Source organism: Bradyrhizobium sp. CCGE-LA001 (assembly GCF_000296215.2).
Taxonomy (GTDB): Bacteria; Pseudomonadota; Alphaproteobacteria; order Rhizobiales; family Xanthobacteraceae; genus Bradyrhizobium.
The window spans coordinates 5,289,948-5,315,000 of record NZ_CP013949.1; the positions used below are offsets into that span (position 1 = coordinate 5,289,948).

The 25,053-nt window shown below is 65.4% G+C and carries 23 protein-coding genes; 11 read left to right on the forward strand and 12 right to left on the reverse strand.

The features are described 5' to 3' along the window. Nucleotides 1–131 precede the first annotated feature (131 nt). Together BCCGELA001_RS24845 and fliP are read left to right on the forward strand one after the other, a co-directional pair. Nucleotides 132–1,103 (forward strand): flagellar biosynthetic protein FliO, encoded by a 972-nt coding sequence (locus tag BCCGELA001_RS24845; RefSeq protein ID WP_060736546.1) that lies wholly within the window; start codon nucleotides 132–134, stop codon nucleotides 1,101–1,103. Continuing rightward, entirely contained in the window at nucleotides 1,100–1,861 is a 762-nt protein-coding gene (gene fliP, locus BCCGELA001_RS24850) for a flagellar type III secretion system pore protein FliP (protein WP_060736547.1), read from the forward strand. The genes BCCGELA001_RS24845 and fliP overlap by 4 nt, the downstream gene beginning before the upstream one ends. A gap of 213 nt (nucleotides 1,862–2,074) precedes the next feature. Here fliP and BCCGELA001_RS24855 read toward each other — a convergent pair whose 3' ends face one another. From BCCGELA001_RS24855 to fliL, 5 genes are all read right to left on the reverse strand, one after another. Then, complete coding sequence (locus tag BCCGELA001_RS24855) at nucleotides 2,075–5,797, reverse strand: hypothetical protein (protein WP_060736548.1); 3,723 nt, start codon at nucleotides 5,795–5,797, stop codon at nucleotides 2,075–2,077. A 104-nt stretch (nucleotides 5,798–5,901) separates the two neighbouring features. Beyond that, complete coding sequence (locus tag BCCGELA001_RS24860) at nucleotides 5,902–6,666, reverse strand: MotE family protein (RefSeq protein WP_060736549.1); 765 nt, start codon at nucleotides 6,664–6,666, stop codon at nucleotides 5,902–5,904. Nucleotides 6,667–6,675: 9 nt separating this feature from the next. Further along, a complete protein-coding gene (locus BCCGELA001_RS24865) occupies nucleotides 6,676–7,125 on the reverse strand; it encodes a DUF6468 domain-containing protein (protein ID WP_060736550.1) in 450 nt (149 codons plus the stop codon). Continuing rightward, nucleotides 7,122–8,324 (reverse strand): flagellar motor switch protein FliM, encoded by a 1,203-nt coding sequence (fliM, locus tag BCCGELA001_RS24870; protein WP_008554728.1) that lies wholly within the window; start codon nucleotides 8,322–8,324, stop codon nucleotides 7,122–7,124. The genes BCCGELA001_RS24865 and fliM overlap by 4 nt, the downstream gene beginning before the upstream one ends. Before the next feature lie 18 nt (nucleotides 8,325–8,342). Then, the gene (gene fliL, locus BCCGELA001_RS24875; protein ID WP_008554731.1) at nucleotides 8,343–8,843 is read right to left on the reverse strand and encodes a flagellar basal body-associated protein FliL; all 501 of its coding nucleotides are present in this window, start codon (nucleotides 8,841–8,843) and stop codon (nucleotides 8,343–8,345) included. A 379-nt stretch (nucleotides 8,844–9,222) separates the two neighbouring features. On the opposite strand from fliL, the gene flgF reads away from it, so the two are divergent. From flgF to flgH, 4 genes are read left to right on the forward strand one after another with little or no spacing between them, the layout of a single operon-like run. Next, nucleotides 9,223–9,984, forward strand: coding sequence for a flagellar basal-body rod protein FlgF (gene flgF / locus BCCGELA001_RS24880; protein ID WP_008554732.1), 762 nt, complete (start codon nucleotides 9,223–9,225; stop codon nucleotides 9,982–9,984). Between the two features lie 16 nt (nucleotides 9,985–10,000). Beyond that, nucleotides 10,001–10,789 carry a flagellar basal-body rod protein FlgG gene (gene flgG, locus BCCGELA001_RS24885; RefSeq protein ID WP_008554735.1) on the forward strand — a complete coding sequence of 263 codons (789 nt, stop codon included), beginning with the start codon at nucleotides 10,001–10,003 and terminating at the stop codon, nucleotides 10,787–10,789. Nucleotides 10,790–10,798: 9 nt separating this feature from the next. Then, nucleotides 10,799–11,929 (forward strand): flagellar basal body P-ring formation chaperone FlgA, encoded by a 1,131-nt coding sequence (gene flgA / locus BCCGELA001_RS24890; protein WP_060737817.1) that lies wholly within the window; start codon nucleotides 10,799–10,801, stop codon nucleotides 11,927–11,929. A gap of 3 nt (nucleotides 11,930–11,932) precedes the next feature. Then, entirely contained in the window at nucleotides 11,933–12,697 is a 765-nt protein-coding gene (gene flgH / locus BCCGELA001_RS24895) for a flagellar basal body L-ring protein FlgH (protein ID WP_008554748.1), read from the forward strand. A 276-nt stretch (nucleotides 12,698–12,973) separates the two neighbouring features. Here the strand turns inward: flgH and BCCGELA001_RS24900 are convergent, their stop codons facing one another. The 3 genes from BCCGELA001_RS24900 to BCCGELA001_RS24910 form a co-directional block, all read right to left on the reverse strand. After that, nucleotides 12,974–13,753 (reverse strand): 2-keto-4-pentenoate hydratase, encoded by a 780-nt coding sequence (locus BCCGELA001_RS24900; RefSeq protein ID WP_060736551.1) that lies wholly within the window; start codon nucleotides 13,751–13,753, stop codon nucleotides 12,974–12,976. Between the two features lie 459 nt (nucleotides 13,754–14,212). Further along, nucleotides 14,213–14,578 carry an RNA polymerase-binding protein DksA gene (gene dksA / locus BCCGELA001_RS24905; protein ID WP_008554760.1) on the reverse strand — a complete coding sequence of 122 codons (366 nt, stop codon included), beginning with the start codon at nucleotides 14,576–14,578 and terminating at the stop codon, nucleotides 14,213–14,215. Nucleotides 14,579–14,794: 216 nt separating this feature from the next. Beyond that, the gene (locus tag BCCGELA001_RS24910; protein WP_060736552.1) at nucleotides 14,795–15,406 is read right to left on the reverse strand and encodes an NAD(P)-dependent oxidoreductase; all 612 of its coding nucleotides are present in this window, start codon (nucleotides 15,404–15,406) and stop codon (nucleotides 14,795–14,797) included. A gap of 151 nt (nucleotides 15,407–15,557) precedes the next feature. On the opposite strand from BCCGELA001_RS24910, the gene BCCGELA001_RS24915 reads away from it, so the two are divergent. Continuing rightward, nucleotides 15,558–15,929 carry a winged helix-turn-helix transcriptional regulator gene (locus BCCGELA001_RS24915; protein WP_060736553.1) on the forward strand — a complete coding sequence of 124 codons (372 nt, stop codon included), beginning with the start codon at nucleotides 15,558–15,560 and terminating at the stop codon, nucleotides 15,927–15,929. A gap of 163 nt (nucleotides 15,930–16,092) precedes the next feature. Here the strand turns inward: BCCGELA001_RS24915 and BCCGELA001_RS24920 are convergent, their stop codons facing one another. Then, on the reverse strand, nucleotides 16,093–16,506 hold the full coding sequence (locus BCCGELA001_RS24920; RefSeq protein WP_060736554.1) for a flagellar assembly protein FliX: 414 nt from the start codon (nucleotides 16,504–16,506) through the stop codon (nucleotides 16,093–16,095). A gap of 284 nt (nucleotides 16,507–16,790) precedes the next feature. Between BCCGELA001_RS24920 and BCCGELA001_RS24925 the strand changes: the two genes are divergently transcribed. The 4 genes from BCCGELA001_RS24925 (at nucleotide 16,791) to BCCGELA001_RS24940 (ending at nucleotide 19,311) form a co-directional block, all read left to right on the forward strand. Then, nucleotides 16,791–17,915 (forward strand): flagellar basal body P-ring protein FlgI, encoded by a 1,125-nt coding sequence (locus tag BCCGELA001_RS24925; RefSeq protein ID WP_060736555.1) that lies wholly within the window; start codon nucleotides 16,791–16,793, stop codon nucleotides 17,913–17,915. Continuing rightward, on the forward strand, nucleotides 17,915–18,283 hold the full coding sequence (gene flgJ / locus BCCGELA001_RS24930; RefSeq protein WP_008554771.1) for a flagellar assembly peptidoglycan hydrolase FlgJ: 369 nt from the start codon (nucleotides 17,915–17,917) through the stop codon (nucleotides 18,281–18,283). The genes BCCGELA001_RS24925 and flgJ overlap by 1 nt, the downstream gene beginning before the upstream one ends. Nucleotides 18,284–18,294: 11 nt before the next feature. Continuing rightward, complete coding sequence (locus BCCGELA001_RS24935) at nucleotides 18,295–18,792, forward strand: hypothetical protein (protein WP_008554775.1); 498 nt, start codon at nucleotides 18,295–18,297, stop codon at nucleotides 18,790–18,792. Nucleotides 18,793–18,951: 159 nt separating this feature from the next. Beyond that, the gene (locus tag BCCGELA001_RS24940) at nucleotides 18,952–19,311 is read left to right on the forward strand and encodes a hypothetical protein (protein ID WP_008554777.1); all 360 of its coding nucleotides are present in this window, start codon (nucleotides 18,952–18,954) and stop codon (nucleotides 19,309–19,311) included. A gap of 168 nt (nucleotides 19,312–19,479) precedes the next feature. Here BCCGELA001_RS24940 and flaF read toward each other — a convergent pair whose 3' ends face one another. The 3 genes from flaF to BCCGELA001_RS24955 form a co-directional block, all read right to left on the reverse strand. Beyond that, nucleotides 19,480–19,848, reverse strand: coding sequence for a flagellar biosynthesis regulator FlaF (gene flaF / locus BCCGELA001_RS24945; RefSeq protein ID WP_008554779.1), 369 nt, complete (start codon nucleotides 19,846–19,848; stop codon nucleotides 19,480–19,482). 294 nt (nucleotides 19,849–20,142) lie between these two features. After that, entirely contained in the window at nucleotides 20,143–22,434 is a 2,292-nt protein-coding gene (locus BCCGELA001_RS24950) for a DUF1522 domain-containing protein (protein WP_060736556.1), read from the reverse strand. Nucleotides 22,435–22,652: 218 nt separating this feature from the next. Next, nucleotides 22,653–24,938, reverse strand: coding sequence for a DUF1522 domain-containing protein (locus tag BCCGELA001_RS24955; RefSeq protein WP_060736557.1), 2,286 nt, complete (start codon nucleotides 24,936–24,938; stop codon nucleotides 22,653–22,655). Between the last annotated feature and the right edge of the window lie 115 nt (nucleotides 24,939–25,053).

Genomic DNA, 25,053 nt, shown 5'->3' on the forward strand with positions numbered 1-25,053 from the left:
GGTTATTAAGAGTTGGGGACGGCAAAACTTGCCGTGGGACGTTAAGAAATCGCAGTTTTGGGGCATCGTAGGCCGGTGGTCGGCGCATCTGACCATGGGCACGAGACAAGCGCCATTCGTCGGGGACAAGTATGCAAGGCAGCCCTATCACCTTCATCGTCGCGTTCATCGCCGTTCTGGCGTTGATCGGCGTCGCTGCATGGCTGGTTCGCCGATTCGGCGGCAGCCGGCTGGGCGCCAACACCCAGCGCGGCAGGATGCCCCGGCTCGCCGTGATTGATGCTGCCGCGGTCGACGGCCGGCGGCGCCTGGTGCTGGTCCGGCGCGACAATGTCGAGCATCTCCTGATGATCGGCGGCCCCACCGACATCGTCGTCGAGCCCAACATCGTTCGCGCCGCGCATGGCCGCGATCAGCTGCCGCAGCGTGCCAACACCGCCGAGCCGCCGCCGCGCCTTGCTCCGATGCCCGATTCCGGCGCTTGGGCCGACGAGGCGCCACGGCCGGAACTGCTCGATCATCCCGAGCCGCAATTGCCCGAGCCGCCGCCGCGCCCCTCGCGCCCGTCCTTTGCCGACGAGGTACGCCGGCCGGCACCGGCGCTGGCCGAGCGGCGCAGCGAGCCACCTTTGGCCGGTTTCCCCCCCGAGCCGGTTGCGCCACGGCCCGAGCGCGAGCCGCGGCCCGAACCGATGCCGCCGCGCATCGCCCGCAGCGAGCCACCGCTGATGCCGCGTCCGCCGCGCAACGGCGATGCCGTGAAGGCGCCGCCCGTGCGCGCCGAGCGCGCAGCGCCGCCGCCTCCGCCCATTCCGCAGGCGCCGCCCGTTGCACCGCCGGCTGCCGCCACCGTCCCCTCGAGCGCCGAGCAGAATCTCGCAGAAATGGCCCAGCGGCTCGAAGCGGCGTTGCGCCGCCCGGCCGGCGAACCGGTCGCACCCCCGGTTGCTCCGGAACCGCCGGCAGCTCCTCCGCGCGCGGCCCGCAGCGAGCCGCCGGCGCCACCGGCTCCGCCTGCAAAGCCGGCTGCGGAAAAGACCAGCTTTGAAAATCTCGAAGACGAGATGGCCTCCCTGCTCGGCCGTCCGAAGCCGTCTTCGTGAGATCCCCGGCCCTCCCGCGTAGAGTACTTTTCCTTTCTGTCCTGTTCGGTGCGGCTTCGCTTGCGAGCCTTGCGCATGCGCAGGACATCAGCATCAATCTCGGCGGCGGTGCGGGTGGCGGCGGCGTCACCGAGCGCGCCATCCAGCTCATTGCGCTGCTCACGGTGCTGTCGATCGCGCCGTCGATCCTGATCATGATGACGTCGTTCACGCGCATCGTGGTGGTGCTGTCGCTGCTGCGCACCGCACTGGGAACCGCGACCGCCCCGCCGAACTCGGTGATCATTGCGCTGGCGATGTTCCTCACCTTCTTCGTGATGGGCCCGGTCCTGCAGAAATCCTACGACGAGGGCATCCGCCCGCTCGTCGCCAACCAGGTCGGCGTCGAGGACGCGCTCCAGCGCGCCTCGGTGCCGCTGCGCGGCTTCATGCAGAAGAACGTGCGCGAGAAGGACCTCAAGCTGTTCCTGGATCTCTCCGGCGAGCCGCCGCCGGCCACGCCCGACGACCTCGCACTTCGCATTCTCGTGCCCGCCTTCATGATCTCCGAGCTGAAGCGCGCCTTCGAGATCGGCTTCCTGCTATTCCTCCCCTTCCTCATCATCGACCTCGTCGTCGCCTCCGTGCTGATGTCGATGGGCATGATGATGCTGCCTCCGGCAACGATCTCGCTGCCGTTCAAGCTGATCTTCTTCGTGCTGGTCGACGGCTGGTCGCTGGTGGCGGGAAGCCTGGTGCAGAGCTACGGCGGAGGATGAGCGCAGCTTTCGTTCGCTGCCCATCCGCTCCCCCTCAATGATCGCTTCGCTCCCTCCCCGTCATTGCGAGGAGCACTTGCGACGAAGCAATCCAGACTGCGTCCGCGGAAAGATTCTGGATTGCTTCCGCCTTCGCCAAAGGCTTCGGCGGACAAGTCGCTCCGCCCGCAATGACGGCACCGTCGCCTGCCGCGCCGTGAGCGGCACCAAGCCCTACCGCGTCATCTTGATCTGACGCACGACCGGGATCGTCGGCAGCGAGCCGGTGTGGTCCGACTCGTCCTTTGCCTGCGGCGTGCCGGGGGCGCGCGCGGTGGCGTCGGGGAAGCGCTGCTTCATCTCGCGCAGGAAGCCGTCGAGCGTATCGACGCTGGCAGCCAGCTTGGCGATCTCGGCGAACTCGGCACTGGAGGCTGCGGCCGGCTTGCTCGCGATGTCGAAGGCGAGACGGTCCGCGCTCTCGCTCATCAGCGGCGCGTATTTCTCGCGGAAGCGTGACAGGCCGATCGAGTCGTCGGCGAGGGCGTAGCCGACCGCCGCGCGAATGATGTCGCTCTTCTCGACTGCATTGAGCGGCTTGAAGTCGCGGAAGCGGTCGCCGTAGTAAAGCTCGATCTGTTCGGCGGATTCGCGCCAGCGCCGCGCCGCCCAGAAGATGTCGGAGCGCAGGCGGAGCACTTCGCGCCCGGAGACGTTGGAGACGATGTCGAGCGCGAGGTCGTGACGGCCGACGTCGCTCTGCGCCCGCGCCTCCAGCAGCAGGCGCTGCTGCCTGAGCTCGCCGGAGAGGTCGCTGATGCGGCTAGCGCGCAGCGCGGTGATGGCCATGTCGGGCTTGCGGTTGGCGAGATAGATCATGGCGAGCCGCGCGGCGACCTGGGCGCGCGCGGCGCCTTCGAGGCGGTGGTCGACCTGGTATTGCAAGAGCTCGGCGGACTGGTCGAGCAGATCGATCGAGGCGAGACGATCGGCGAGACGGCGGATCAGTTCATCGCCGCGGCGGCCGATCGGCGTCAGCTCGCGGAATTCATAGAACATCCCGAGTGCCTCGACCGGCGGCAGCTCGTCACCCTTGGGCCCCAGGAATATCTGCGTGAACAGATCGGAGGCGAGATCCTGCGCCTGGCGCGAGGCTTCCGCATTCGGCTGGAGCCTGGTCGCGGTGCGCGCGGCCGTGAGCGCGTCGCGGTAGCGTCCGTTCTCGGCATACAGCCGCGACAGCATCTGCAGCGTCTTGACCTCGATCGCGTCGCCGCGCCAGGTCATCGACAACGTCTCGAGCTCGCGCAGCGCTTCGTCCTTGCCGATCTCGTCGCGCTTCTGACGCAGTGCGACCTCGAGCTGCTTGGCCTCGGCCGCCGCCGCCCGGTCGCTCGAGGCGACCGCGAGCTTGTAGTCGTCGAGCGCATCCTTGTCGTGGCCGAGCGCCTCGGCGAGCCGGCCGCGCAGCACCGCAAAGCCGGGCGCAGCCTCGGGCGGGACGCCGACCACCTCGAGCTCGCTGCGGCGCTTGGAGGCGCCGGCATAGTCCTTCACCTCGAGGGACGCTCGCATCGCATCCATCGTCACGATGCGCTGGATGTCGAGCGGCAGCGAGGCGATGGCGAACTCGACGTTCTTGAACTTCTCGCGCGCATCGGCCCACTTGCCCTGACGCGCATAGGCGAGCGCCTTCCAGAGCTGGGCATCGTGGCTGTTGCCGATCACGGGGTTGGCGAGGTCCTTCAGTCCCTGCGCCGGCCGGCCGACCAGGATGCTCGCGATGGCATGCATGATCAGCGCGCCGCTCTCCTCCTTGTTGAGGGGATCGCTCAGCATCAATTCGGTGACGGCCTTGGCCTCATGGTACATGGCGCGCGACATGTAGAACTGCGCGAGGTCGAGCCGCGGCAGCGAACGCAGCGCGGGCTCGACGGCCGAGATCGCCGTCATCAGCTCGTTCTGCCGCGTCCAGAAGGTCTCCGATTGGCCCTTGCGCCAGCCTTCGGGACTGAAGACCGGGCGCACCGCGGTCGGGGCGCGCTCGGCCGAGATGTCGACCGGCGACAGCGTCAGCCCGCCCTTCTTGCCGAGGATGACCTTGTCGGCGCCGACCTCGACGCCGATCTCGTCGGAGTTCGGCCGCACCGCGATGCCGTGCGCGGATTCCAGCAGCGAGAGATCGACGAGGTCCTGACGCTTGATGAAGCCACGCACCGGCCGCTGCCCGGTGATGACATAGAGCGTGTCGCCGGCATCGGGATCGATGAGCTTGTGCAGAACGCCCGGGTTGGCGAAGGGGATCGCGATGTTGGCGAGCGCAGGATCGGTGATGTTGCGCGACATCATCAGCGGCAGCGGTGTCGCCTGGATCTTGTCGGCGAGCGTCAGCAGCCAGTTGGTCTCCTTGCCGACCTCCTCGCTCGACAGCGAATAGACCAGCGGACGGGTGAGCCGGATGCGGACCGCCTGCCCCTTGTCGAGCGGCACGCGACCGACCTCGCCGATCATCGCGCCGCCCCTGCTGCGGATCGCCTCGACGTCGACCGGCTTCGGCGTGTCGAACACCAGCCAGACCGTGTCGCCGCGGCGGAACGCCGCCGCAGGCGTCGAGACCTGAAACGGGAACGTCACGCGCAGGCCGTCGCTGTCGCGGCGCGCATCGACGCTGGCAATCGCAGGCTGCGGCGCGGCGGGGACTTCGGCGGATGCTTTGGCCGTTTCCTTGACCGGGTCCTTGGCGGCCTCCTTCATGGCCTCCTTGGGCACCTCGGCCATTGCCGGCTTAATTGGCGTGACCTCCGCAACAGGCGGCGCGGGCTTTGACGCTTCCTTCGGTGCTTCTGCGGCTTGCGCGGCCTCCGCTGCAGCAGCGGGAGCCGGAGCCGGCTTCGGTGCTTCCGCCGGCGGCATCGCGGCCGGCGCTTCCACCTTCACGCCCGGCTTGACGTCGATCTTGGCCTCGCGCGCGATCGCCTCGGATGACGGCGGCACGATCTCACGCTGCGGGGCTGCCGGCTTTTCAGCCGCCGGCGCAGGCACAGCCGCGCGACCTCCGGGCTTGAGCTGCGCGATCGCCGCCTCTGGCGTTGCGGCCGTCTTGCCCCTGTCCGGCTGGAACGCGATGTCGACGACGTAGTTCTTCTCGTCGCGGAACGAGTGCACGTCGGAATCGCCGATCAGCGCGATCTCGACGCTGGTCTGGTCGATGTCGGTCTTCTGCTTGATCGAGGCGACGTTCGGCGGCGCTGCGACGACCGCGTCGGCCAGATCGAAATTGAGGTTGGCGTTGAAGGCGAGCGTGAGCTTCTGCTCGTTGAGCACGGAGGAGACTCCGACGCCATCGGGCATCTCGAACACGAAACGCACGAAGGTCGGCTGCACCGAGGCGCGGACGCGGATCTGCGGACGCTTCTTGGCCTCGGCCGCGGCGCGCTGGGCGCGCAAGGCCCGCTCGGCCACGCGCGCGCGCTCGGCGAGTTCCTTGACGACGTCCATCGGCAGGCTCGGCGGCGGCCCCTTCCACCCCTCCGGCAGAAGGTCGATGAAGGTGCGCTCGCCCGCATTCATGGTGTTGACGATGACGCGCCGCGCCAGCGACAGGCGGATGGCGCCGCCGTCGGGATCGCGCCGGGCGGAATTGACGTAGTCGGGCGCGCCTTCCGGAACGCGATCAACGGGAACGTCGACCGGCCGGTCGAAACGGATGACGACAATGGAGCCGGCCGTCGTCACCTCGGAGGGAACGTCCTCGCCGAGCTTGATCACGAGACGGGCAAAACCGCCGCCGGCCGAAAAGGTCGCTTCGCCCCTGACGGGATCGGCCGCCCGGACAGGCGAAGCCATGCCGATCAGCAGGCACACTGCGAGGGCGGGCGCCGTGCAGACATGGCGCGACAACCCTAGCGCCAAAGCGCGGGCTCGCGACACAAATCCAGCGGCAGCCTCTCGCGCCATTGGCGGCATTTCTTCCGGTTCGACGGGTCCGCGCCGGCACTGCCGCCGGCCCCTGCCTTCAACTTTAAGGTTCTGCCAATTAAGGACTTCTTAAGTATGAGCCCTCAATTCGGCTTTTGCGTCGGCCTGCCGTCGATCTTCGGCAATTCGCCGGCCGAGGCGGACTGATCGCCGCCTCCATTGGCGCGGCGGGCCATCTCGACGGTCAGCTTCTCGGCGGCCTCGGGCGACATCAGCCCCATGATGTCCGACATCTTCCGCGGCGCGATCGCCGAGGCGATCTCGATCAGCACGCCCATCTCCAGCCGGTCGAACACCCGCGCGGCATCCTTCGGCTTCATGCCTTCATACATGGTGACGAGGCCCTTCATGCGCTGGGCCTCGGCGGCCTTCTGCTCGGCCTGGGTCGCCGAGATGCGGGTTTCCACCGCCTTCATCTCTTCGACCTTGTTCTCGATGCGCTTCTCGGCCGATTTGAGAAGGCTCTCGCGGATGTCGATCTCGCGCTGGCGGGCCTCGATCTCCTGGCGGCGCGCCTGCAACCGTTCCAGGATCGCGCGCTCGGCGGCGGAGACCTGCGGCTGGGTCTCGTCGATCTTGACGACGGTGCCGCCCTCCATCTTCGTTTCGGGCGCTGCAGGCTTCGGTGCTTCTTTGGGCGCGCCGTGGGTCGAGCCGGTGATGTCGGGGTCCTCCCGGCCGGCCGGGAAATTCAGGTTCTCCTGCGCCCAGGACTTCTTGGCCTGGCTCGGCTTGTAGTCGAACACATAGCCGCCATTGATCGCGAGTCCCGCCACCTTCAGCGTGGCGAGACCTGCGACGGCCACCAGGACGACCGGGATGACGCGGATGTTACGAAAGGACTTCATACCCTGACTTCAAGCGGCAAGACCATTGGACCGTCGACGCTCGGAGAAGGCTTCGGCCGCAGCCGCCACCGCCTTCGCCGTCGAGGGCTTGGCCGCGGCAGGGGCGGCAACCATCTCCGGATTCGTGACGGGGCGCGCGGCGATCGCGATCTTGGACAGGCGACGCACCACGTTGTCGGCTTCGCCGAGCTGCTTGTAGAGCTGATCGGACATCTGCGTCGCCGCCGCGAGCTGGTTGCCGAGGTTCTCGTTGACGTCGCGCACGGCGAGCTTCAGCCCGCCGATCGCGCGCTCGGCGATCTCGGTCGCGGTGATCAGCTCGCCGATGACCGCCTTCAGCGAATGCTCGTCCGCCTTTAGCCGCCTCAGCCGCTTGTTGAGCATGACGCAGTAGACGATCGTCAGCATCAGCAGGATAGCCACCAGCGACTCGATCGCCATTCCCAGTGAGTGGTTCATGGGGCCTCCATCATCTTGTTCTGCTCGTCGACCTTCTCGAACATCGCAAGTGTCGTACTTGGCTTGCGCAAGGGTTTCGTCACGCGGATCGCGACGCGGTCGCCGACCCGTCCCATCCGTCCCTCGGTCAGCAGGACGTCGCCGCAGCGCACGGTGACGTTGGCATCGGCGCGCATGTCGAGCGGCAGCGTGTCACCGACCTTGAGCCGCATCAGCTGCTTGAGCGGGATGTCGGCCTCGTAGAGCACGGCGTCGACCGCGATCTCGGCCTGCACGATCTCGGTGGCGAAATGGCCCTCCCAAATCGGGTCACGGCCGAACTTTTCGCCCATGAACATCTGGAGCAGGACGCCCCGGATCGGTTCGATGGTCGCATAGGGCAGCAGCAGCTCTATGTTGCCGCCGCGGTCTTCCATGTCGATGCGCAGGCGCACCAGGATCGCCGCGTTGGCAGGACGACTGATCGCGGCGAAACGCGGATTGGTCTCGAGCCGGTCGATCGTGAACGTCACCGGCGACAGCGGCCGGAACGCCTGCTCGGCGTCGGCCAGCACCACCTCGACCAGGCGCTTGACCAGCTCGGTCTCGATCGTGGTGTAGGGTCGGCCCTCGATGCGGAGCTGGCTGGTGCCGCGGCGGCCGCCGAGCAGCACGTCGATCATCGAGTAGATCAGGTTGGAATCGACCGTCGCCATGCCGAAGTTTTCCCACTCTTCGGCCTTGAACACCGAGAGCACGGCCGGCAGCGGGATCGAGTTCATGTAGTCGCCGAAGCGCACCGAGGTGATGCGGTCGAGCGAGACTTCGACGTTGTCGGAGGTGAAATTGCGCAAGGAGGTCGTCAACAGCCGCACCAGGCGGTCGAAGACGATTTCGAGCATCGGCAGACGCTCGTAGGAGACCATCGCCGAATCGATGATCGCGCGAATGCCGGAATGGTCGTCGAGGTTGACGTCGCCGACCGTGAAGCCGAGGAGGTTGTCGATCTCCTCCTGCGACAGCACCCGCTCGCCGGAATTCTTGCCGCTGCCGAGATCGCGGCTGCCGTCCTCGACCATGGCCGCCCATTGCAGGGCCATGGTCTCGGAGAGTTCGTTCTCGGCGGCGGCCTTCGCGGCCTCCGCGGGATCCTCGGAATCGAGCGATGCCTCCCATTGGGCGGCAATCGCATCCTGGTCCATCTGCTCGTTGCCGGCCATGGCGCTAGCCCATTCCCCTCACTGCACCACAACTTCCTTGAACAGCACCGCGCTGACATGGATCGGAGCGACCGCCGCGTTGACGCGCTTGGTCAGCTCCTCCTTGAGGCGGAAGATGCCGGCCGAGCCGTTGAGGTCGGAGGGGCGCAGCTCGCGCACATAGGTCTGGAAGATGTCGGTGACGCGCGGCATCGTCGGCTTGATCGCCTCGATCTGCTTCTCTTCCTTCAGTTCCAGCACGATCTTCAGCCGCAGATATTGCACACGCTCGCCGGGGGAGCCGGCGAGGTTGACCATCAGGTCGGGGACGTCGACGAAGGCCGGCGGCTTCGGTGGCGGCGCCACCTCGGCATGATGCTCGGCGTCTCCCTTTCGGAAGAAGAAGAACCAGGTCGCAGCTCCGCCGCCGAGGATGGCCAGCACGCCGACGGCGATGATGATCAGCTTGAGCTTGTTCTTGGGCGGCGCGGCTTCTGCACCCTCGGCGGCGGTACCGCCTTCCGCTTCATTCTCTGCCATGGTCGCCGCGCCCGGATCTCTCAAAGGGGTCGAAAGAGCGAGGCCCTAAGACAATGACGCGATACGAATGCCCCGGCGCAAATGCGCTCCTCTTCATGGCAAACGCTACGGTAATAATGGTTAACGGAACCTTTCGATTGGGCTTCCGCTAGGAAAAATCTGCCGGGCAAACATGGCTAACAGAACCTTTCTGCCGCCTTCCCGCACCCCTCGAAATTCATCAAGAGATTGAAAGTACGCATCTTTTCGAGTTGGCACGGCTTTCGCTGAGAAAGGGCCGAGACCTCACGGTTTGGGAGAACCAGACGGTCTCGTTCACGGGGTCCGCCAACGCGCTTGGGAGAGCGAGGTGGCAGATCCCACTCAGGGGAGATTTCCGATGCAGAACGCGCTTCTGATCGGCCTGTCACGGCAGATGACGTTGGAACGGCAGATGGATGTCATCGCCAACAACGTCGCCAATGCCAATACCAACGGCTTCAAAGCCGACCATTCGCTGTTCGAGGAGTACCTCAACTCGAACGCGCGCGAAGACAATTTCATGGCGCCGGACCGGCGCGTCTCCTATGTGCACGACCGCGGCACCTTCCGCGACATCGGCCAGGGGCCGATGGAGGCGACCAGCAACCCGCTCGACGTGGCGATCGACGGCAACGCCTATTTCGCGGTGCAGGCCGCCGGCGGCGAGCGCTACACCCGCGACGGCAAATTCTCGCTGAACAGCACCGGCCAGCTCGTCACCTCCGACGGCGCCCTCGTGCTCGGCACCGGCGGCCCGATCACCTTCCAGCCGACCGATCACGACATCAACATCGCCCCCGACGGCACCGTCACGGTGCTCGAGGGCACGGCGAGGACCGACTCGATCCGCGGCAAGATCCGCATGGTCTCCTTCGACGATCCGACCAAGCTCACCAAGCTCGGCGCCAACCTCTACGACGTCGGCTCCGCCGTGCAGCAGGCCGACACCAGGTCGACCGTGCGCCAGGGCTATGTCGAGAAGTCGAACGTCAACGCCGTCGGCGAGATGACCCGCATGGTCGAAGTCATGCGCAGCTACGCCTCGATCGCCAGCCTGCTGCAGCAGCAGAGCGATCTCCACAAATCGGCGATCGAGAAGCTCGCCGACGTTCCGGCCTGATTCAAGGAGAACTGACATGCAGGCGCTTCACACCGCAGCGACCGGAATGGCGGCACAGGAACTCAACGTTCAGGTGATCTCCAACAACATCGCGAACCTGCGCACCACGGGCTTCAAGAAGCAGACCGCGGCGTTCCAGGACCTGATCTACGAGCACATCCGCCGCGTCGGCGCACAGGCCTCCGACCAGGGCACCATCGTGCCCGTCGGCGTCGACATCGGCGGTGGCGTCAAGACCGTAGGTACGCCGCGCAGCATGACGCAAGGCACGCTGTCGCAGACTGGCAACGATCTCGACCTCGCCGTCTCCGGCGATGGCTTCTTCAAGATCCTGATGCCCGACGGCACCTACCAGTACACCCGCGACGGCACCTTCCAGATGGACAATCAGGGCCGCGTCGTCACCGCCCAGGGCAACCCGGTGCAGCCGACGATCACCGTCCCGAACAACGCCTCGGGCCTCGCCGTCAACGAGCAGGGCCAGGTCTCGGTGACGCTGCCGGGCTCCTCGACCTCGACCATTCTCGGCCAGATCGGCCTGACCCGCTTCATCAACAAGGCGGGCCTGCAGCCCGTCGGCAGCAATCAGTTCACCGAGACGCCCTCCTCCGGCCCGCCGCAGGACGGCACGGCCACGGCCGAAGGTTACGGCAAGATCACGCAAGGCAGCCTCGAGCAGGCCAATGTCGACGTCGTCTCCGAGATGAGCGACCTGATCGCGGCCCAGCGCGCCTACGAGATGAACGCCAAGGTGATCAGCGCCGCCGACCAGATGATGCAATCGACCACTGCGCTGTTCCGCTGAGTGATGACGATGATCCGGACCACCCTTGCCACGATCTCCGCACTTGTCGCGCTGGCCCTGCCGGCCGCGGCCGCCGACGATTTCATCGCAGCCCCGACGCTGCGCGCCAGCGTTGCCGTGAGCTCGGACGTGGTGCGGGTCGGCGACCTCATCGACAATGCCGGATCGGCCGCGCAGATCCCGGTCTATCGCTCGCCCGATCTCGGCACCACCGGCACGCTCACGGTCGGACAGGTGCTGTCGGTGCTGCGTGCGAAACAAGTGATCGGCGTAATGACCGGCGACATCAGGGAGGTCCAGGTCACCCGCCTCGCCCGCACGCTCGCGAGCAAGGACCTCGAAACCGCGGTCGCCTCCGCGCTGGAACGCCGCTTCGGCCTTGGTGACGCTGCCAACATCACGGTCACGCTGGACCGCGGCATTTCCGAGATGCGCCTAGACGCCTCCAACACCGGCGCGCTCCAGCCGGTCGCAACCCGCTATGACGCCCGCGGCGGCCGTTTCGACATCGCCTTCGAGATCAACAACGACAACAGCCCGACGCCGACCAAGCTCCGCTTCACCGGAACCGCGATCGAGACGGTGGAAGTGGCCGTGCTGACGCGCGACATCGACCGCACCGAGCTCCTGAAATCCTCCGACGTTTCGCTGGAGCGCCGGCCCAAGGCCGAGGTCACCGGCGAGCCTGCCTCGCGCGATCGCACCCTCGGCATGCAGCTGCGCCGGCCGATGCGGGCAGGCATGCCGATCCGCGTCGCCGACATCGTCAAGCCCGACTTCGTGGTGCGCGATCAGGCCGTCACGATCATCTACCAGGTGCCCGGCGTCTACCTCACCACGCGCGGCAAGGCGATCGAGAGCGGCGCCGAGGGCGATAGCGTCAGCGTGATCAATCTGCAATCCAAGCGGACGCTGACCGGCATCGTCACCGGCCGCGGCCAGGTCACGATCCAGGGCGCCAGCCAGTCCGCGCCGATGGCGCCCGCGGTCGAGCAGACCTCGTCGATCAAGCGTGACGAGGTGCCGGCGGCCGCCGCGCTGGCGCAGAGCCTGATCCAGGCGCCGGCGCCTGCCGCCCACGTCGCACAAGCCCAGATCCCGCAAGTTCGCGTCTCGCAAGCTCCAGCCAAGTCAGAGTAAGTCATGTCCACGTTCAGTTCGGCTTTCCGTCTTCGCCGCATCGCGATCTCTGCGCTGCTGCTTGCAACTTGCACACTAGCGAGCGGCTGCTCCTCGATCGACCGTCTGTCACAGATCGGCGAGCAACCGAAGCTGTCGGCGATCGACAATCCGACGACGCAGCCCGGCTACAAGCCGGTGCAGATGCCGATGCCGAAGCCGGAAGTCGCCTCCTACAATCCGAATTCGTTGTGGCGCAACGGCAGCCGCGCCTTCTTCAAGGACCAGCGCGCCCGCCAGATCGGTGACCTCCTGACTGTGACCGTGAACATCACCGACAAGGCCAACCTCTCCAACGAGACCCAGCGCAGCCGCACCAACTCGGAAGACTCCGGCATCACCGACTTCATCGGCGCGAAGACCATCACGCAGGCGAACAAGATCCTGCCCGGCCGCATCCTCACCGCAGATTCCACCGCATCCAGCGACGGTAAGGGCTCGGTCAACCGGCAGGAAGCGTTGCAGACCAACGTCGCTGCGGTGGTCACGCAGGTCCTGCCGAACGGCAACCTCGTGGTCGAAGGCAAGCAGGAGATCCGCGTCAATTACGAGATCCGCGAGCTCGTGGTCGCCGGCATCGTCCGCCCCGAAGACATCCAGAGCGACAACACCATCGATTCCTCGAAGATCGCACAGGCCCGCATCGCATACGGCGGCCGCGGCCAGATCATGGACGTGCAACAGCCGCGCTACGGCCAACAGGTCATGGACGTGCTGCTGCCCTTCTAAATTCTCCCGAGCTCCCACATCGTGTCCGCGAACCTAGGCGCGAACGACGATGTACTACGCGGCCTCCGGTAGCTCCCCTGCCGGAGGCCGCATGTATTTTGCGAACGTGACAAGGCCGATCAGGCTGGCGCCGTATTCTCCGCGCCGTCATACCCGGGCTTGACCCGGGCATCCACGTCTTCCGGGGCTCGCTGTGACACGTGGATGGCCGGGTCAAGCCCGGCCATGACGCGCGTGGTGGGAGCGTTGCGACAAGAAGGGCCGACGGCGCGGAGATTACGTGAACTCCGCCTCGACCACGCCCAGCCCGTCCAGCTCCATCCGCACCTTGTCGCCGGCCTTCAGCCACAGCGTCTTCACCAGGCTGCCCGTCAGCACGAGCTGGCCGGCGTGCAGGCCTTTGCCCTCGGCGGCGAGATGGTTGGCGAGCCAGGCGAGCGCGTTGTGGGGGTGGCCGAGCACGTCGGCGCCGGTGCCGTGGCCGGCCTCCTCGCCGTTGACGATGGCGCGGCCCTTCACCGCCTTCAGATCCGGCACGGACGAGCGCGGAATCCGGGGTCCCAGCACGCAGCCGGCGGCGAAGAAATCGTCGGCGATCAGCGTCGGCGCACCCATCGTCTCCCATTTCACATAGCGGTCGTCGACGATCTCGATCGCGGGATGGTAGGCCTCGACCGCCTCGCCGACCCATTCGGCCGTGAACGGCGCCTCGCCGGCGGCAAGGTCGCGCTTCAGCCGCACCGCGATCTCGCATTCGACGCCGACACGGACGTAGTTGGACGCGGCGAGCTTGGCGCCGCTCTTGTGGACGCCCTTCTGGAACACGCCGCCGCCGCAAGGATGCGGAATGCCGATGTAGTCCTGCATCACCTGGCTGGTGCAGCCGATCTTGTAGCCGACGAGCGGTCCGACATGGGGCAGCAGGAGATCGTGCAGCGCGCGCTGCACCTGATAGCCCTCGGCTTCATCGCCGGGCGGACGTTCCAGCGCCGCGAGCGGCGCATGGTTGCGGCGCGCCAGTGCGATCGCCTTTGCGGCTTCAAGAATCCTGTCCATCGGCGCCGCCTCCCACGCTACGCATTCAGGGGCGGCACTTCAGCATCCCAGCTCCCGCCTGACAAGCACGCCTGTCCGGGCGATTACAGGCCCCCGCCCCCGCTTAAGGAAATATTGAGCTGGTGGAGGCTTTATTGGAGCCGCGTGCCCTTCCGATCCTCGCAAGCGCATGCGAGACGCGATTGCAGCGATGCTTGATGCAGCTGGATCAGCCTCTCAACAGTCTAGTCGATCCCGTTGATGCGACTCGCAAAACCTCCCGCACCTGACGTGAAGGCTGTTTCTCATCAGAACTCACGTGAGCTCGGAGGAATAGACTCTAGCCCATTGATCACGATTCATTTTTCGCGATTGCGCTCGCGAGACGCGCGAGTGCAAATAGCGGACAAAATGCTGAGCAGGGCGCGAAACGGCGCCTTGCGTCCAAAAACAAAGAGCCGCATCTCTGCGGCTCGGACTCTATTCGTCGCGATAGACCTTCTCGCGTTTCTCGTGGCGCTCCTGCGCTTCCACCGAGAGCGTCGCGATGGGCCGGGCCTCGAGCCGCTTCAAAGAGATCGGCTCGCCGGTGTCCTCGCAATAGCCGTAGGTGTTGTCCTCGATGCGCTGGAGCGCTGCGTCGATCTTGGCGATCAACTTGCGCTGGCGGTCGCGGGCGCGGAGTTCGATGGCGCGGTCGGTTTCGGACGATGCCCGATCGGCGAGATCGGGGTGGTTCACGTTCTCCTCCTGCAGGGCTTGCAGGGTGAGCTTGGACTCTTTGAGGATCTCATCCTTCCAGGCCAGGAGCTTCAAGCGGAAATACTCCTTCTGCCTGTCGTTCATGAAAGGCTCTTTTTCGGTCGGTCGGTAGTTTTTCAACTTTTCCAAAGGGCGGCCTATCTGTCTAAGCAACGACTCGCAACGGAAACAGGATCCGTTGAGCCGGGCCTTATATAGTGGCCTCCCGTGACAGACAATATTTCCCTCACCGCTCCGCCACCGCCCCCAAGCCCTTGCACAGGAAGGTTTATCCGCAAAGGCCCGGGTGCGGCTGACGGCTCAGTAACCGACCGTGAAGCGCTGCCTCTGATGGGCCGGCCGCTCGATCTCGTCGGCGAGCGCAATGGCGTAATCGGCGAAGCTGATCCAGCTCTTTCCGTTCGCATCTGCGAGAAGCTGATCGGCCCCAAGCCGGAACTTGGCGGTGCGCTCACCCTCGACGAATAGCGCCGACGGCGAGATGAAGGTCCAGTTCAGGTCCTTTTCCTGCCGCAGCAGGTCCAGGAAGGCACCGCCCGCCTCTGCTTCGGCCTTGTATTGGGCCGGAAAATTGGGAGTCGTGACCAGCTTCACGCCCGGCGCGACTTCCAGGCTGCCGGCGCCGCCGACGACGAGGTAACGGCCCACCTTGGAGTCTTTCGCCGCGCCGATCAGCTTGAGCGGGTCGCTGGCGAGAAAGTGCACGGAACTGACGGCGACGTCGTGCCCGGCCCACAGCTTGGCAAGGCCGGCCTGATCGAGCACGTCGCCCTTGGTCGGCGTGACATTAGGCAGGGCCGCGATCTTCTCGGGGTTGCGGGCAATGGCGGTGACGCTATGGCCCCGGCGGGACAGTTCCTTGGTGATCTCCGACCCGGCCCGGCCCGAGGCGCCGGCAACTGCGATTTTCATGGAAGGCTCCTTTGCTTCTATAGTAACCAATGGTGACTAGATATCGCAAAGAATGCTGGTGTTAAGAGAGCACTTTGTGCTTACCTGATAACGCCGGAGTTACCGGCACGCCCAAGTGCAAGCGGCCAGAACGGAATCCGAGGACCTGACGATGAAACCCGACGTCTATGCAGCGAACTGTCCGACGCGCCAGATCCTGGATCGCGTCGGCGACAAATGGGCGGTGCTGATCCTTCTGCTGCTGCGCGAGGAGCCGATGCGCTTCAACCAGTTGCGTCGCACGATCGAAGGCATTTCGCAGAAGATGCTGAGCCAGGTTCTCAAATCGCTCGACCGCGACGGCCTGATCAGGCGACGCGCCATCGCAACTGTCCCCGTCACGGTGGAATATTCGATCACGCAGCTCGGATTGACGCTGGCGGCAGCGGTCGATCCGCTGCGCGATTGGGCCGAGCAGAACCTGAAGGACGTGCTCGCCGCGCAGCGCCGCTACGATGCCCAGCAGAAGGAGGAAGCGGCGTAAAGCGCGCTTTCTCGGTAGTGCCGCACGTCCATTCTGATTCCGCTGTCATGCCCGGGCTCGACCGGGGCATCCAGTACGCCGCAGCTTCTCGATTCAACAAACAACTGTCGCTGGAATACTGGATCGCTCGCCATCGCGGGCGATGACAGCCCGCGATGCCTGACTACTGCTGCCCGGCCTTGGCCAGCTCGACCTCGACCCGCAGCTCGATCTCGGCGAGCACCGCATCGAGACCGGCATCGCCCGAGGACGATTTCAGGTTTGCCGCAGCATCGCGCAGCCGCATCACAGTCGAGGCGTCGAGATTGCCGGACAGAAGGCCCATCTTGAGATCGTCGAGCACGTCGAGCGCGGTCTTGCCGCGAGCGACCGAGCGTTTGCGGCGCTCGACCAGATCCTCCTCAACGCCTTGCAGGGCAAGCAGCGCGTCGATGTTCGCGGCGGCCTTCGGCGCGGCGGCGCTCCGCGTCTCCTGTGCCGATGAGGTGTCCGGAAGGACGAAGGTGCCGGAGCCCGTTCGCCGGGCCTGGCTGGCCGGCGTTCCAAGCGTGGTGCCGTTCGGTCCGTAGATGCGCATCGGAAGGAATCCGGGTGATCGATGCCTCACCTTCGCCCTTTTATGGTTAACGACCCGTAAACGGCTCGGCAAAAACTGCCGACAGGCGGCAGTTTCGCTCCTCAGAGCGAACGAGCGCTGACGCCGGTCGAAACAGATTTATTCAACCTATTCAGCCACCTACTCCTCTGCCCCGGGTTGGCACAGCGCTCGCAAGGAAAGCGCCGGACCAGCTCGTCATGGGAGTGTCGCAGACGGTCCTTCGATTTGAGGAGCCCTTTTTGGGGACCTTTGGGGAGCAGAGGATGCCAGGCGTTCGTTGGGTGAGGATTGTTGGGGTGGCCTGCGCCGCGCTGTCAGCGCTGGCGCTCTCGGTCACGCCTGCAAGCGCGACATCGCGCATAAAGGACCTCGCCAACATCGAGGGCGTGCGGCAGAACCAGCTCATCGGCTACGGCCTCGTGGTCGGCCTCAACGGCACCGGCGATACGCTCAACAACATCCCCTTCACCAAGCAGTCGCTGCAAGCGATGCTCGAACGCATGGGCGTCAACATCCGCGGCGCCACCATCCGCACCGGCAACGTCGCCGCGGTGATGGTGACCGGCAACCTGCCGGCCTTCGCCACCCAGGGCACGCGCATGGACGTCACCGTCTCCGCGCTCGGCGACGCCAAGAACCTCCAGGGCGGCACCCTGCTCGTCACCCCTCTGTTAGGCGCCGACGGCAACGTCTATGCGGTCGCCCAAGGCTCGCTCGCGATCTCCGGCTTTCAGGCCGAGGGCGAAGCGGCCAAGATCGTGCGCGGCGTGCCGACGGTGGGTCGCATTGCCAATGGCGCCATCATCGAGCGCGAGATCGAGTTCGCGCTCAACCGTCTGCCGAACGTGCGCCTGGCGCTGCGCAACGCCGACTTCACCACCGCCAAGCGCATCGCCGCGGCCGTCAACGACTATCTCGGCGTCAAGACCGCCGAGCCGATCGATCCCTCGACGGTGCAGCTGTCGATCCCGCCGGAGTTCAAGGGGAACGTCGTCGCCTTTCTCACCGAGATCGAGCAGCTCCAGGTCGACCCCGATCTCGCCGCCAAGATCATCATCGACGAGCGGAGCGGCATCATCGTGATGGGCCGCGACGTCCGCGTCGCCACCGTCGCGGTCGCGCAGGGCAATCTCACCGTGACGATCTCCGAGAGCCCCCAGGTGAGCCAGCCCAACCCGCTGTCGCGGGGCCGGACCGTGGTCGCGCCGCGCAGCAGCGTCACCGTCACCGAAGACGGCAAGAAGCTCGCCGTGGTCAAGGACGGCGTGTCGCTCCAGCAGCTCGTCGACGGCCTCAACGGCCTCGGCATCGGCCCTCGCGACATGATCAGCATCCTCCAGGCGATCAAGGCCGCCGGCGCGATCGAAGCCGACATCGAGGTGATGTGATGCAGACCAACGCGATCAACACCCCGCGCGTCGCCTCCTCCTCGGCCTTCTCGGTCGAGAGCCGCAACGGCCGGCCGGACTTCGAGCTCGCGAGCGCCTTGCAAAAGGTGTCGCCGCAACAGCAAGCCAGAGCGCAGAAGACCGCCACGGATTTCGAGGCGATGTTCCTCAACAGCATGTTCGCGCAGATGACGTCCGGCCTGAAGGGCGAAGGCCCGTTCGGCGACACGCCCGGCACCGGCGTATGGCGCTCGATGCTGACCGAGCAATATTCCAAGAACTTCGCCAAGGCCGGCGGCGTCGGCGTCGCCACCGACGTCTACCGCACCCTGATCATGCAGCAGGCGAAAACGATCCGCACGGCATAAGGTCAAACGAAATGAACCGTCCCAACGCCTCACGTCAGCCGATGCAAGCGCAGCGGCCGAACACCGCGCCCGGAAGCGCCGAAGCGCGCAAGCTCGCCGAAGATCTGATGGATGCGATGAGCGCCCTGCTCGGGCTGATCGAGCGCGAGACCGAGCTGGTTCGGGCCGGCAAGGTCCGCGACGCGATGATGCTCGAGGCTAAGAAGCAGGAGCTGTCGCGAAACTATGTCGGGGCCGTCGGTCAGCTGAAGGCAAACCAGGCCCAGCTCGCGAAATCCGCGCCCGAGCTGCTCTCGACCTTGCATCGCCACCATGATGCGTTCCGCGCGATGCTCCAGGTCAATCTCACCGTGCTCGCCACCGCACACGCCGTATCCGAGAGCGTCGTGCGCGGCGTCAACGCCGAGATCCAGAAGCGCAACGTGCCGAACACCTATACGGCCGCGGGCCGTCAAGCAGCGCCCGGCCCGCGCCACATCACGCCGCTCGCGGTCAGCCGCTCGCTCTGAGCCAAGACGAAAACACGCGACAATTTTACGAAAAATCGCGCGGCGAAATCGTCGCGCGGTTAGGGACGTTTCGTTACCAGGTCTTCAGTCCTGGTGTTCCATGCTTGCGCAATTAGAGGGGTTGGGATTTGACTCAATTGAGGCAACCAGGAGGCTGCCATGAGTACAGATTTCAGCATCAGGCCGGTGGGGATCCCGGCCCCCGTGCAGATCGTACCGACGTCGAATGCGGCGGCGAACGAGGCTGTGCAGACTGATCTTCCGGTGAGGCAAACGGTCGCCGCGAGCGATACGAGCGCGCCGGTGCGCAATGATTTGCCGAACCACGAGAACATCTCGCGCCAAGTCGTCTTCGACCAGGCGGCCGCATCCTTCGTTTTCCAGGTCGTCAACGAGAGGACCGAGGCGGTGGTCAATCAGTTCCCCGACGAAGCGATGCTGCGCCGGCGGGCCTATTTCCACGCCCTGGATAGGCAAGCCGAACCCTCGCGTCCGCTCAGCACCGACCGCAGCGCCTGATCGTCAGGCGTCGAACGTCGCAACGGCAGCGTCGAGACAGGTCGAGCCGGTCGCGGCGACGGCGCTGTCGATCTGCGTATTGCCGGCATCGTCAGCGCGTACATCGTGTGTCCGAAGCGGGACCACCCGTCCCTGATCAACACCTGCCGATAGTGCGAGGAATCGCCGTCACGGACGCCCGGACAGACCGGCAGCGATGTTGCGATTGATCTCGATCAGCGGGCGGAAGTGATCGAACTGCGGGCTCATCTGAAGCGCGGCAGTCTGGCTCAGCACGAACACGCTGATGTTGGCGATCTTCTGCCGGACGTCGATCGGCTGCGGATTGTTGTCGCGCATCGCCTCGCTCAGGAAGATGGTCCAGAGCTTGCGATTGAACATCAGGGCCTGCATGGTCTGCTCGCTGAGAGGGTCAGCGTTGTTCACCGCATCCTGGAGCTTGTTCGCGGCCTTGAGCAGGGTTTGCGCCTCGATGTCGCGAGGAGATGCAGTGGTCGTTGCAACGCGCGCGTAGGCCGAGGCAGCAGAATTCGACATCAATCACACCCTGGAAGTTTCCTAGCCCGTTGAAAGGACTTAAGGATTTCTTTCCCAACCCTAGGCAGCACCGCTTAAGATTTGCTTACATGTGTGCTTGGAAGCACTCCGGATAAGTACGGGTCGCGGAGCTCTTCGTCAGCGCAAACGTTAGATCGATGCACACACGGTGTAAACTTACATCGCGTGAGGCGTATCGATCTGAGCTAATCTCGAGTTAGCGATCTCCCTCAAATGAACGGCGGAGCATTAGCCCCGCCGCGAAATCTCGAAAAGCGTTCTTTCACCGCGAATTTAGCGGAGCAGCTGCAGCACGCTCTGCTGCGACTGGTTGGCCAACGACAGCGCGGAGACCGCGATCGACTGGCGCGTCGACAGCGCCTGGCTGTTGGCCGCTTCCTCGTTGGTGTCGGCGAGCGTCAGGTTGGACGAGCCGGTCTGCAGCACGTTGATCAGGTTCTTGGAGAAGTCCTGACGCACCTGCACGATCGAGAGATTCGAACCAAGCGTGGAGCCTTGCGAGCGCAACGTGCTCGACGCCGCGTTCAGGCTGGCCAGCACTTTGTTGGTGGCACCGTTGTCGATGAAGTCGACGCCGTTGACCAGATTGCTGAGACCGAGGCCCGCCGCATTGAACACCACGCCGTTGATGCTCAGCGTGGAGCTGCCGGTCTCGTTGAAGACCAGCTTCAGCGTGTCGCCGTTGAGCAGGTTGACGCCATTGAAGGAGGAGTCCTGCGAGGTCGTGTCGATCTGGGCCAGAATGTTGTTGAACTGGTTGACCAGGTTGGAGCGCGCGGTCTGTGCCACGGGATCCTGGACCGGCGGCTGCGCGGTGGTGAAGGCGAGAACGCCGGTGATCGTGCCGCCGACTGCGCCGCCCGCGATGGTCGAGCCGAGCGTTGACGAGGCGTATTCGTTGACGGTGGTCACCGTGAGCACGCCGTTGGCATCGATCGTCGCCGTCAGGTGATTGGCCTGAAGCTGCGCGTTGAGCTGGTCGAGCGTCTTGACGGTGCCGTTGGTGCCGTCGCCGAAGGTGACGTTCACCGGCGTACCGCCGTTGAAGGAGCTGAAGGTCAGCGTCTTGCCGCTGATGCCGCCGACCCCTGAGGTGCGCGCCGCGGTGAAGGCCGTCGCCGTTCCCGTGTTGCCGCTGAGGCCGAACGCGCTGAGCGCATTGCCGGTGCCGGTGATCGATAGGTCGGCGTTGATGCCGGTCGAGAGCGCGAGCTGGCCGCTGCTGTTGACCGAGGACGGGATCTGGCCCGCCGTGGTCGACAGCGTCGCCGCGCCGTTGAAGAGGCTGGCGGTCTTGACGCCGGTGGCGAGATCGACCGCGTTGAGCAGGTCGGTCAGCGTCGCGCTCTGGATGTAGACCGTCGAGTTGCCGTTGCCGTCGGTGACGACGTTGCCGCTGACGCCGTAGCCAGTGGCCACGCTCGCCGTCGATTGCGGCGTCTGCGCGTTCTTGAAGGTGATGGTCTTGCCGCCGATGTTCAGGGTCGATCCGTCCTGAACCAGGGTGCCGAGCGAACCCGCGGTGGTCGACCGGTTCGCGGTCACGTTCGCGTTGCCTGCGCCGGTCGCGGTCGTCAGGCCGAGCGCCTTGAGGAAGTCGGCCTTGCCCGTCACGCTGAGATCAGCGCCGGTCGAGCTCTTCAATGTAACGGCGCCCGCCGTGATGGAAGATGCCACCTGAAGCGTGCCGACGGGACCCGCCGAACCGCTGACCGCGAAGGTCGCTGCACCTGCGCTGATGGTTGCGGTCTTGACTCCGCTGGCGAGGTCGATCGCGGTGAGGACGTCGTTGACGGTCGCTGCCGGCGCGGCCGCCGTTCCCTGATAGATGATCGAGTTGCCGTTGCCGTCGGTGGCAATGTGCCCGCTGGCGTCGAGGCCCCAGCCGGTCGGCTGCGCGCTCGGAGCAACGCCAGTGCGGAAGGTGATGGTCTTGCCATTCACCGTGATGGTGTCGCCGTCCGCGGGTGGCGTGCTGAAGGTGGTGGACGCCGTCGTGCCGAGCAGCGTGGCGGTGCCGGACAATGCGGTGGTGCCGTCGGCGGCGAGCGCTGCCGTGCCGGTAAAGGTGCCGGCGCTCGAACCGAGCGATGCGCCGAGCGCGGCCGTCCCTGTGACGGGGGTGGTGCCGCCGGCTGCACCGGTATAGAGCACGTTGCTCTTGGCGGTCGCGCTCGCATAGGAGGTCGTGCCGCGCAGGTCGGCGGGGGTCGCGCCGGGAATCGTGGTGGAGACGTTCGACTTGGTGGAGTAGCCGACCGTGGTCTGGAGCGCCTGGTTGGCGATCGATTTCGCGCTGTCGATCAGCTTCTGCAGCGAGGTGATGCCGGTGTTGGCGGCCTGCAGCACCTGCACACCGTTGTTGATGCCGTCGAGCAGGTTGCTGATGTCGCTCGCCCGATTGTCCAATCCCTGCGCCGTGAAGAAGTTGGTGGGATTGTCGAGTGCTGTATTGACCTTCTTGCCGGTCGACAGCCGTTCCTGCGTCGTGGCCAGCAAGTCGGCCGTCGACTGCAGCGACAACAGGTTCTGGCGAACGGACGCCGAGAGAACGATGTTGGACATTGGCGAGTCTTCCTCTTGAACCGGATACGAATCGGCCGCGCAGGTCTCGAACGCGGGCTTTGTCCAGTTTTAGGAGGTGTCCTTTAAAGTATGGTTAACGCCGGTTTAAGCGATACGGTTAATGCGCGGTGAACGCCCCTTCCCCACCTCGAACGCAAAAAAGAGCGGCGGGGCAAATGCCCCGCCGCTCGGTTTTCGTCAGTAATTTCAATCTCTTATTAGCGGAGCAGCTGGAGCACGCTCTGCTGCGATGTGTTCGCCAGGGACAGCGCGGAGACCGCGATCGACTGGCGGGTCGACAGCGCCTGGCTGTTGGCGGCCTCGACGTTGGTGTCGGCCAGGGTCAGGTTGGACGAGCCGGTCTGCAGCACGTTGATCAGGTTCTTGTTGAAGTCCTGGCGGATCTGCACCACCGAGAGGTTCGAACCGAGGCTGGAGGCCTGCGAGCGCAGCGTGCTCGAGGCGGCGTTGAGGTTGGTCAGCACCCGGTTGGCCGCGGCGTTGTCGATGAAGTCGACGCCGACCGTCAGCGAGGCGAGGCCCAGACCCTTCGAGTTGTAGGTCACACCGGTGATGTTCAGGCTCGACTTCGCGGTCTCGTCGAACACCAGCTTGAGCTGGTCGCCGTTCAACAGGTTCACACCGTTGAACGAGGAGTCCTGCGCCGTCGTGTCGATCTGGTTCAGGATGTTGTTGAACTGAGACACCAGATTGGCACGCGCGGTCTGGGCAACGCCATCCTGGACGGGCGTAGACGCCGTCGAGAAGGTCAGTGCCGAGGTGAGCGTGCCGCCAATCGCACCGCCGGCAACCGTCGAGCCGAGCGTCGAGGACGCATAGTCGTTGGATGCCGTGATCGTCAGCAGGCCGTTGGCGTCGATCGTCGCGGCCAGGTTGTTGGCTTGCAGCTTGGTGTTGAGCTGATCGAGAGTCTTGACCGTGCCGTTGGTGCCGTCGCCGAAGGTGACGTTGACCGCCGTTCCGCCGTTGAAGGAGGTGAAGGTCAGGGTCTTGCCGGCGATGCCGCCGATGCCAGAGGTGCGGGCCGCGGTGAAGGCGGTGGCGCTGCCGGTGTTGCCGGCGAGGCCGAATACGTTCAGCGCATTGCCGCTGCCGGTGATCGACAGATCGGCATTGACGCCGGTCGAGAGCTTAAGCTGGCCGGACGTGTTGATCGTCGAGTTCGACTGGCCGGTGGCGGTCGCAAGCGTGGCAACGCCGGCGGCGCTAATCGACGCGGTCTGCACGCCGGTAGCAAGGTCGATCGCCTTGAGCACGTCGTTGACCGTGCCGCCCTGCAGATAGACCGTCGAGTTGCCGTTGCCGTCAGTGAGAACGTTGCCGCTCGCACCAAAGCCGCTCGGAATGCTCGGCGCACCGGTTGAGCCCGGGATCGGCGCGTTCTTGAAGGTGATGACGTGACCGTTGACGTTCAGCGTCGAACCGTCGGTGATCGTTGCACCGAGCGAGGCTGCGGTCGTGGTCCGGTTGACGTTGACGGTGGCATTGCCGCCGCCGACCGATGAACTCACACCGAGAGCCTTGAGCAGGTCGGCTCTGCCTGTGACGCTCAGATCCGCACCCGTCGAGCTCCTCAGCGTGACGGCGCCGCCACCCACGCTCGAAGCGGTCTGATTGAAGCTGGTGGCGATCGTCGCTGCACCGGAGCTGATAGCGACGGTTTTGACGCCGCTGGCGAGATCGACCGCGGTCAACAGGTCGTTGACGGTCGCGAGCGAAGCCGGCGTAGCGGTGTTGCCGAGATAGACCGTGGTATTGCCGTTGCCGTCGGTGACGAGGTTGCCGCTGACGCCCGAACCGGCGGGAACGCCGGCCGACGTTGGAGCGGTACCGCTGCGGAAGGTGATGGTCTTGCCGTTCACGGTCAGCGTGTCGCCGTCGGCGGGCTGAGCATTGGCAGCGAGACCGGTTGCGGTGGTGCCGTTGGTGGCGATCAGGGTGATGGTGCCGGTCAGGGCCGTGGTGCCGTCACCGGCCGTGGCCGCGGTGCCCGCGAAGGCGCCGATGGTGGCGCCGAGCGTGGTGGTGCCGTTCGCCGCCGTGGTACCGCCGGCCGTGCCGCTATACAGCACGTTGCTGCTCGCCGTCGCGCTGGCGAAGCTCGTCGTGCCGCGCAGGTCGGCCGCGGTCGCACCGGAGATGGTGGTCGAGACATTCGACTTGGTGGAGTAACCGACGGTGGTCTGCAGCGCCTGGTTGGCGATCGACTTGGCGCTGTCGATCAGCTTCTGAAGCGAGGTCAGGCCGGTGTTGGCGGCCTGCAGCACCTGCACGCCGTTGGCGATGCCATCGAGCAGGTTGTTGATGTCGCTGGCGCGGTTGTCGAGCGACTGGGCGGTGAAGAAATTGGTGGGATTGTCCAGGGCCGAGTTGACGCTCTTGCCGGTCGACAGACGGTTCTGTGTGGTGGCGAGGAGATCGGCGGTGGACTGGAGAGAGAGCAGGTTCTGGCGAACCGACGCAGAGAGAACAATACCGGACATGACTCTTACCCTTCTGGCTTACGCGTCTTCGTTCGATCGCTTCTGGATCGAGTGACGGGCACAGGGTGAGCCGACATGGCTAACAAAGCGTGAAACGAACATCGCCCGCATAAGC

Coding starts and splice junctions, on each gene's coding strand:
- BCCGELA001_RS24845 (WP_060736546.1), top strand. CDS start 132: ATGCAAGGCAGCCCTATCACCTTCATCGTCGCGTTCATCGCCGTTCTG.
- BCCGELA001_RS24855 (WP_060736548.1), bottom strand. CDS start 5,797: ATGGCGCGAGAGGCTGCCGCTGGATTTGTGTCGCGAGCCCGCGCTTTG.
- BCCGELA001_RS24860 (WP_060736549.1), bottom strand. CDS start 6,666: ATGAAGTCCTTTCGTAACATCCGCGTCATCCCGGTCGTCCTGGTGGCC.
- BCCGELA001_RS24865 (WP_060736550.1), bottom strand. CDS start 7,125: ATGAACCACTCACTGGGAATGGCGATCGAGTCGCTGGTGGCTATCCTG.
- fliM (WP_008554728.1), bottom strand. CDS start 8,324: ATGGCCGGCAACGAGCAGATGGACCAGGATGCGATTGCCGCCCAATGG.
- fliL (WP_008554731.1), bottom strand. CDS start 8,843: ATGGCAGAGAATGAAGCGGAAGGCGGTACCGCCGCCGAGGGTGCAGAA.
- flgF (WP_008554732.1), top strand. CDS start 9,223: ATGCAGAACGCGCTTCTGATCGGCCTGTCACGGCAGATGACGTTGGAA.
- flgG (WP_008554735.1), top strand. CDS start 10,001: ATGCAGGCGCTTCACACCGCAGCGACCGGAATGGCGGCACAGGAACTC.
- flgA (WP_060737817.1), top strand. CDS start 10,799: ATGATCCGGACCACCCTTGCCACGATCTCCGCACTTGTCGCGCTGGCC.
- flgH (WP_008554748.1), top strand. CDS start 11,933: ATGTCCACGTTCAGTTCGGCTTTCCGTCTTCGCCGCATCGCGATCTCT.
- BCCGELA001_RS24900 (WP_060736551.1), bottom strand. CDS start 13,753: ATGGACAGGATTCTTGAAGCCGCAAAGGCGATCGCACTGGCGCGCCGC.
- dksA (WP_008554760.1), bottom strand. CDS start 14,578: ATGAACGACAGGCAGAAGGAGTATTTCCGCTTGAAGCTCCTGGCCTGG.
- BCCGELA001_RS24910 (WP_060736552.1), bottom strand. CDS start 15,406: ATGAAAATCGCAGTTGCCGGCGCCTCGGGCCGGGCCGGGTCGGAGATC.
- BCCGELA001_RS24915 (WP_060736553.1), top strand. CDS start 15,558: ATGAAACCCGACGTCTATGCAGCGAACTGTCCGACGCGCCAGATCCTG.
- BCCGELA001_RS24920 (WP_060736554.1), bottom strand. CDS start 16,506: ATGCGCATCTACGGACCGAACGGCACCACGCTTGGAACGCCGGCCAGC.
- BCCGELA001_RS24925 (WP_060736555.1), top strand. CDS start 16,791: ATGCCAGGCGTTCGTTGGGTGAGGATTGTTGGGGTGGCCTGCGCCGCG.
- flgJ (WP_008554771.1), top strand. CDS start 17,915: ATGCAGACCAACGCGATCAACACCCCGCGCGTCGCCTCCTCCTCGGCC.
- BCCGELA001_RS24935 (WP_008554775.1), top strand. CDS start 18,295: ATGAACCGTCCCAACGCCTCACGTCAGCCGATGCAAGCGCAGCGGCCG.
- BCCGELA001_RS24940 (WP_008554777.1), top strand. CDS start 18,952: ATGAGTACAGATTTCAGCATCAGGCCGGTGGGGATCCCGGCCCCCGTG.
- flaF (WP_008554779.1), bottom strand. CDS start 19,848: ATGTCGAATTCTGCTGCCTCGGCCTACGCGCGCGTTGCAACGACCACT.
- BCCGELA001_RS24950 (WP_060736556.1), bottom strand. CDS start 22,434: ATGTCCAACATCGTTCTCTCGGCGTCCGTTCGCCAGAACCTGTTGTCG.
- BCCGELA001_RS24955 (WP_060736557.1), bottom strand. CDS start 24,938: ATGTCCGGTATTGTTCTCTCTGCGTCGGTTCGCCAGAACCTGCTCTCT.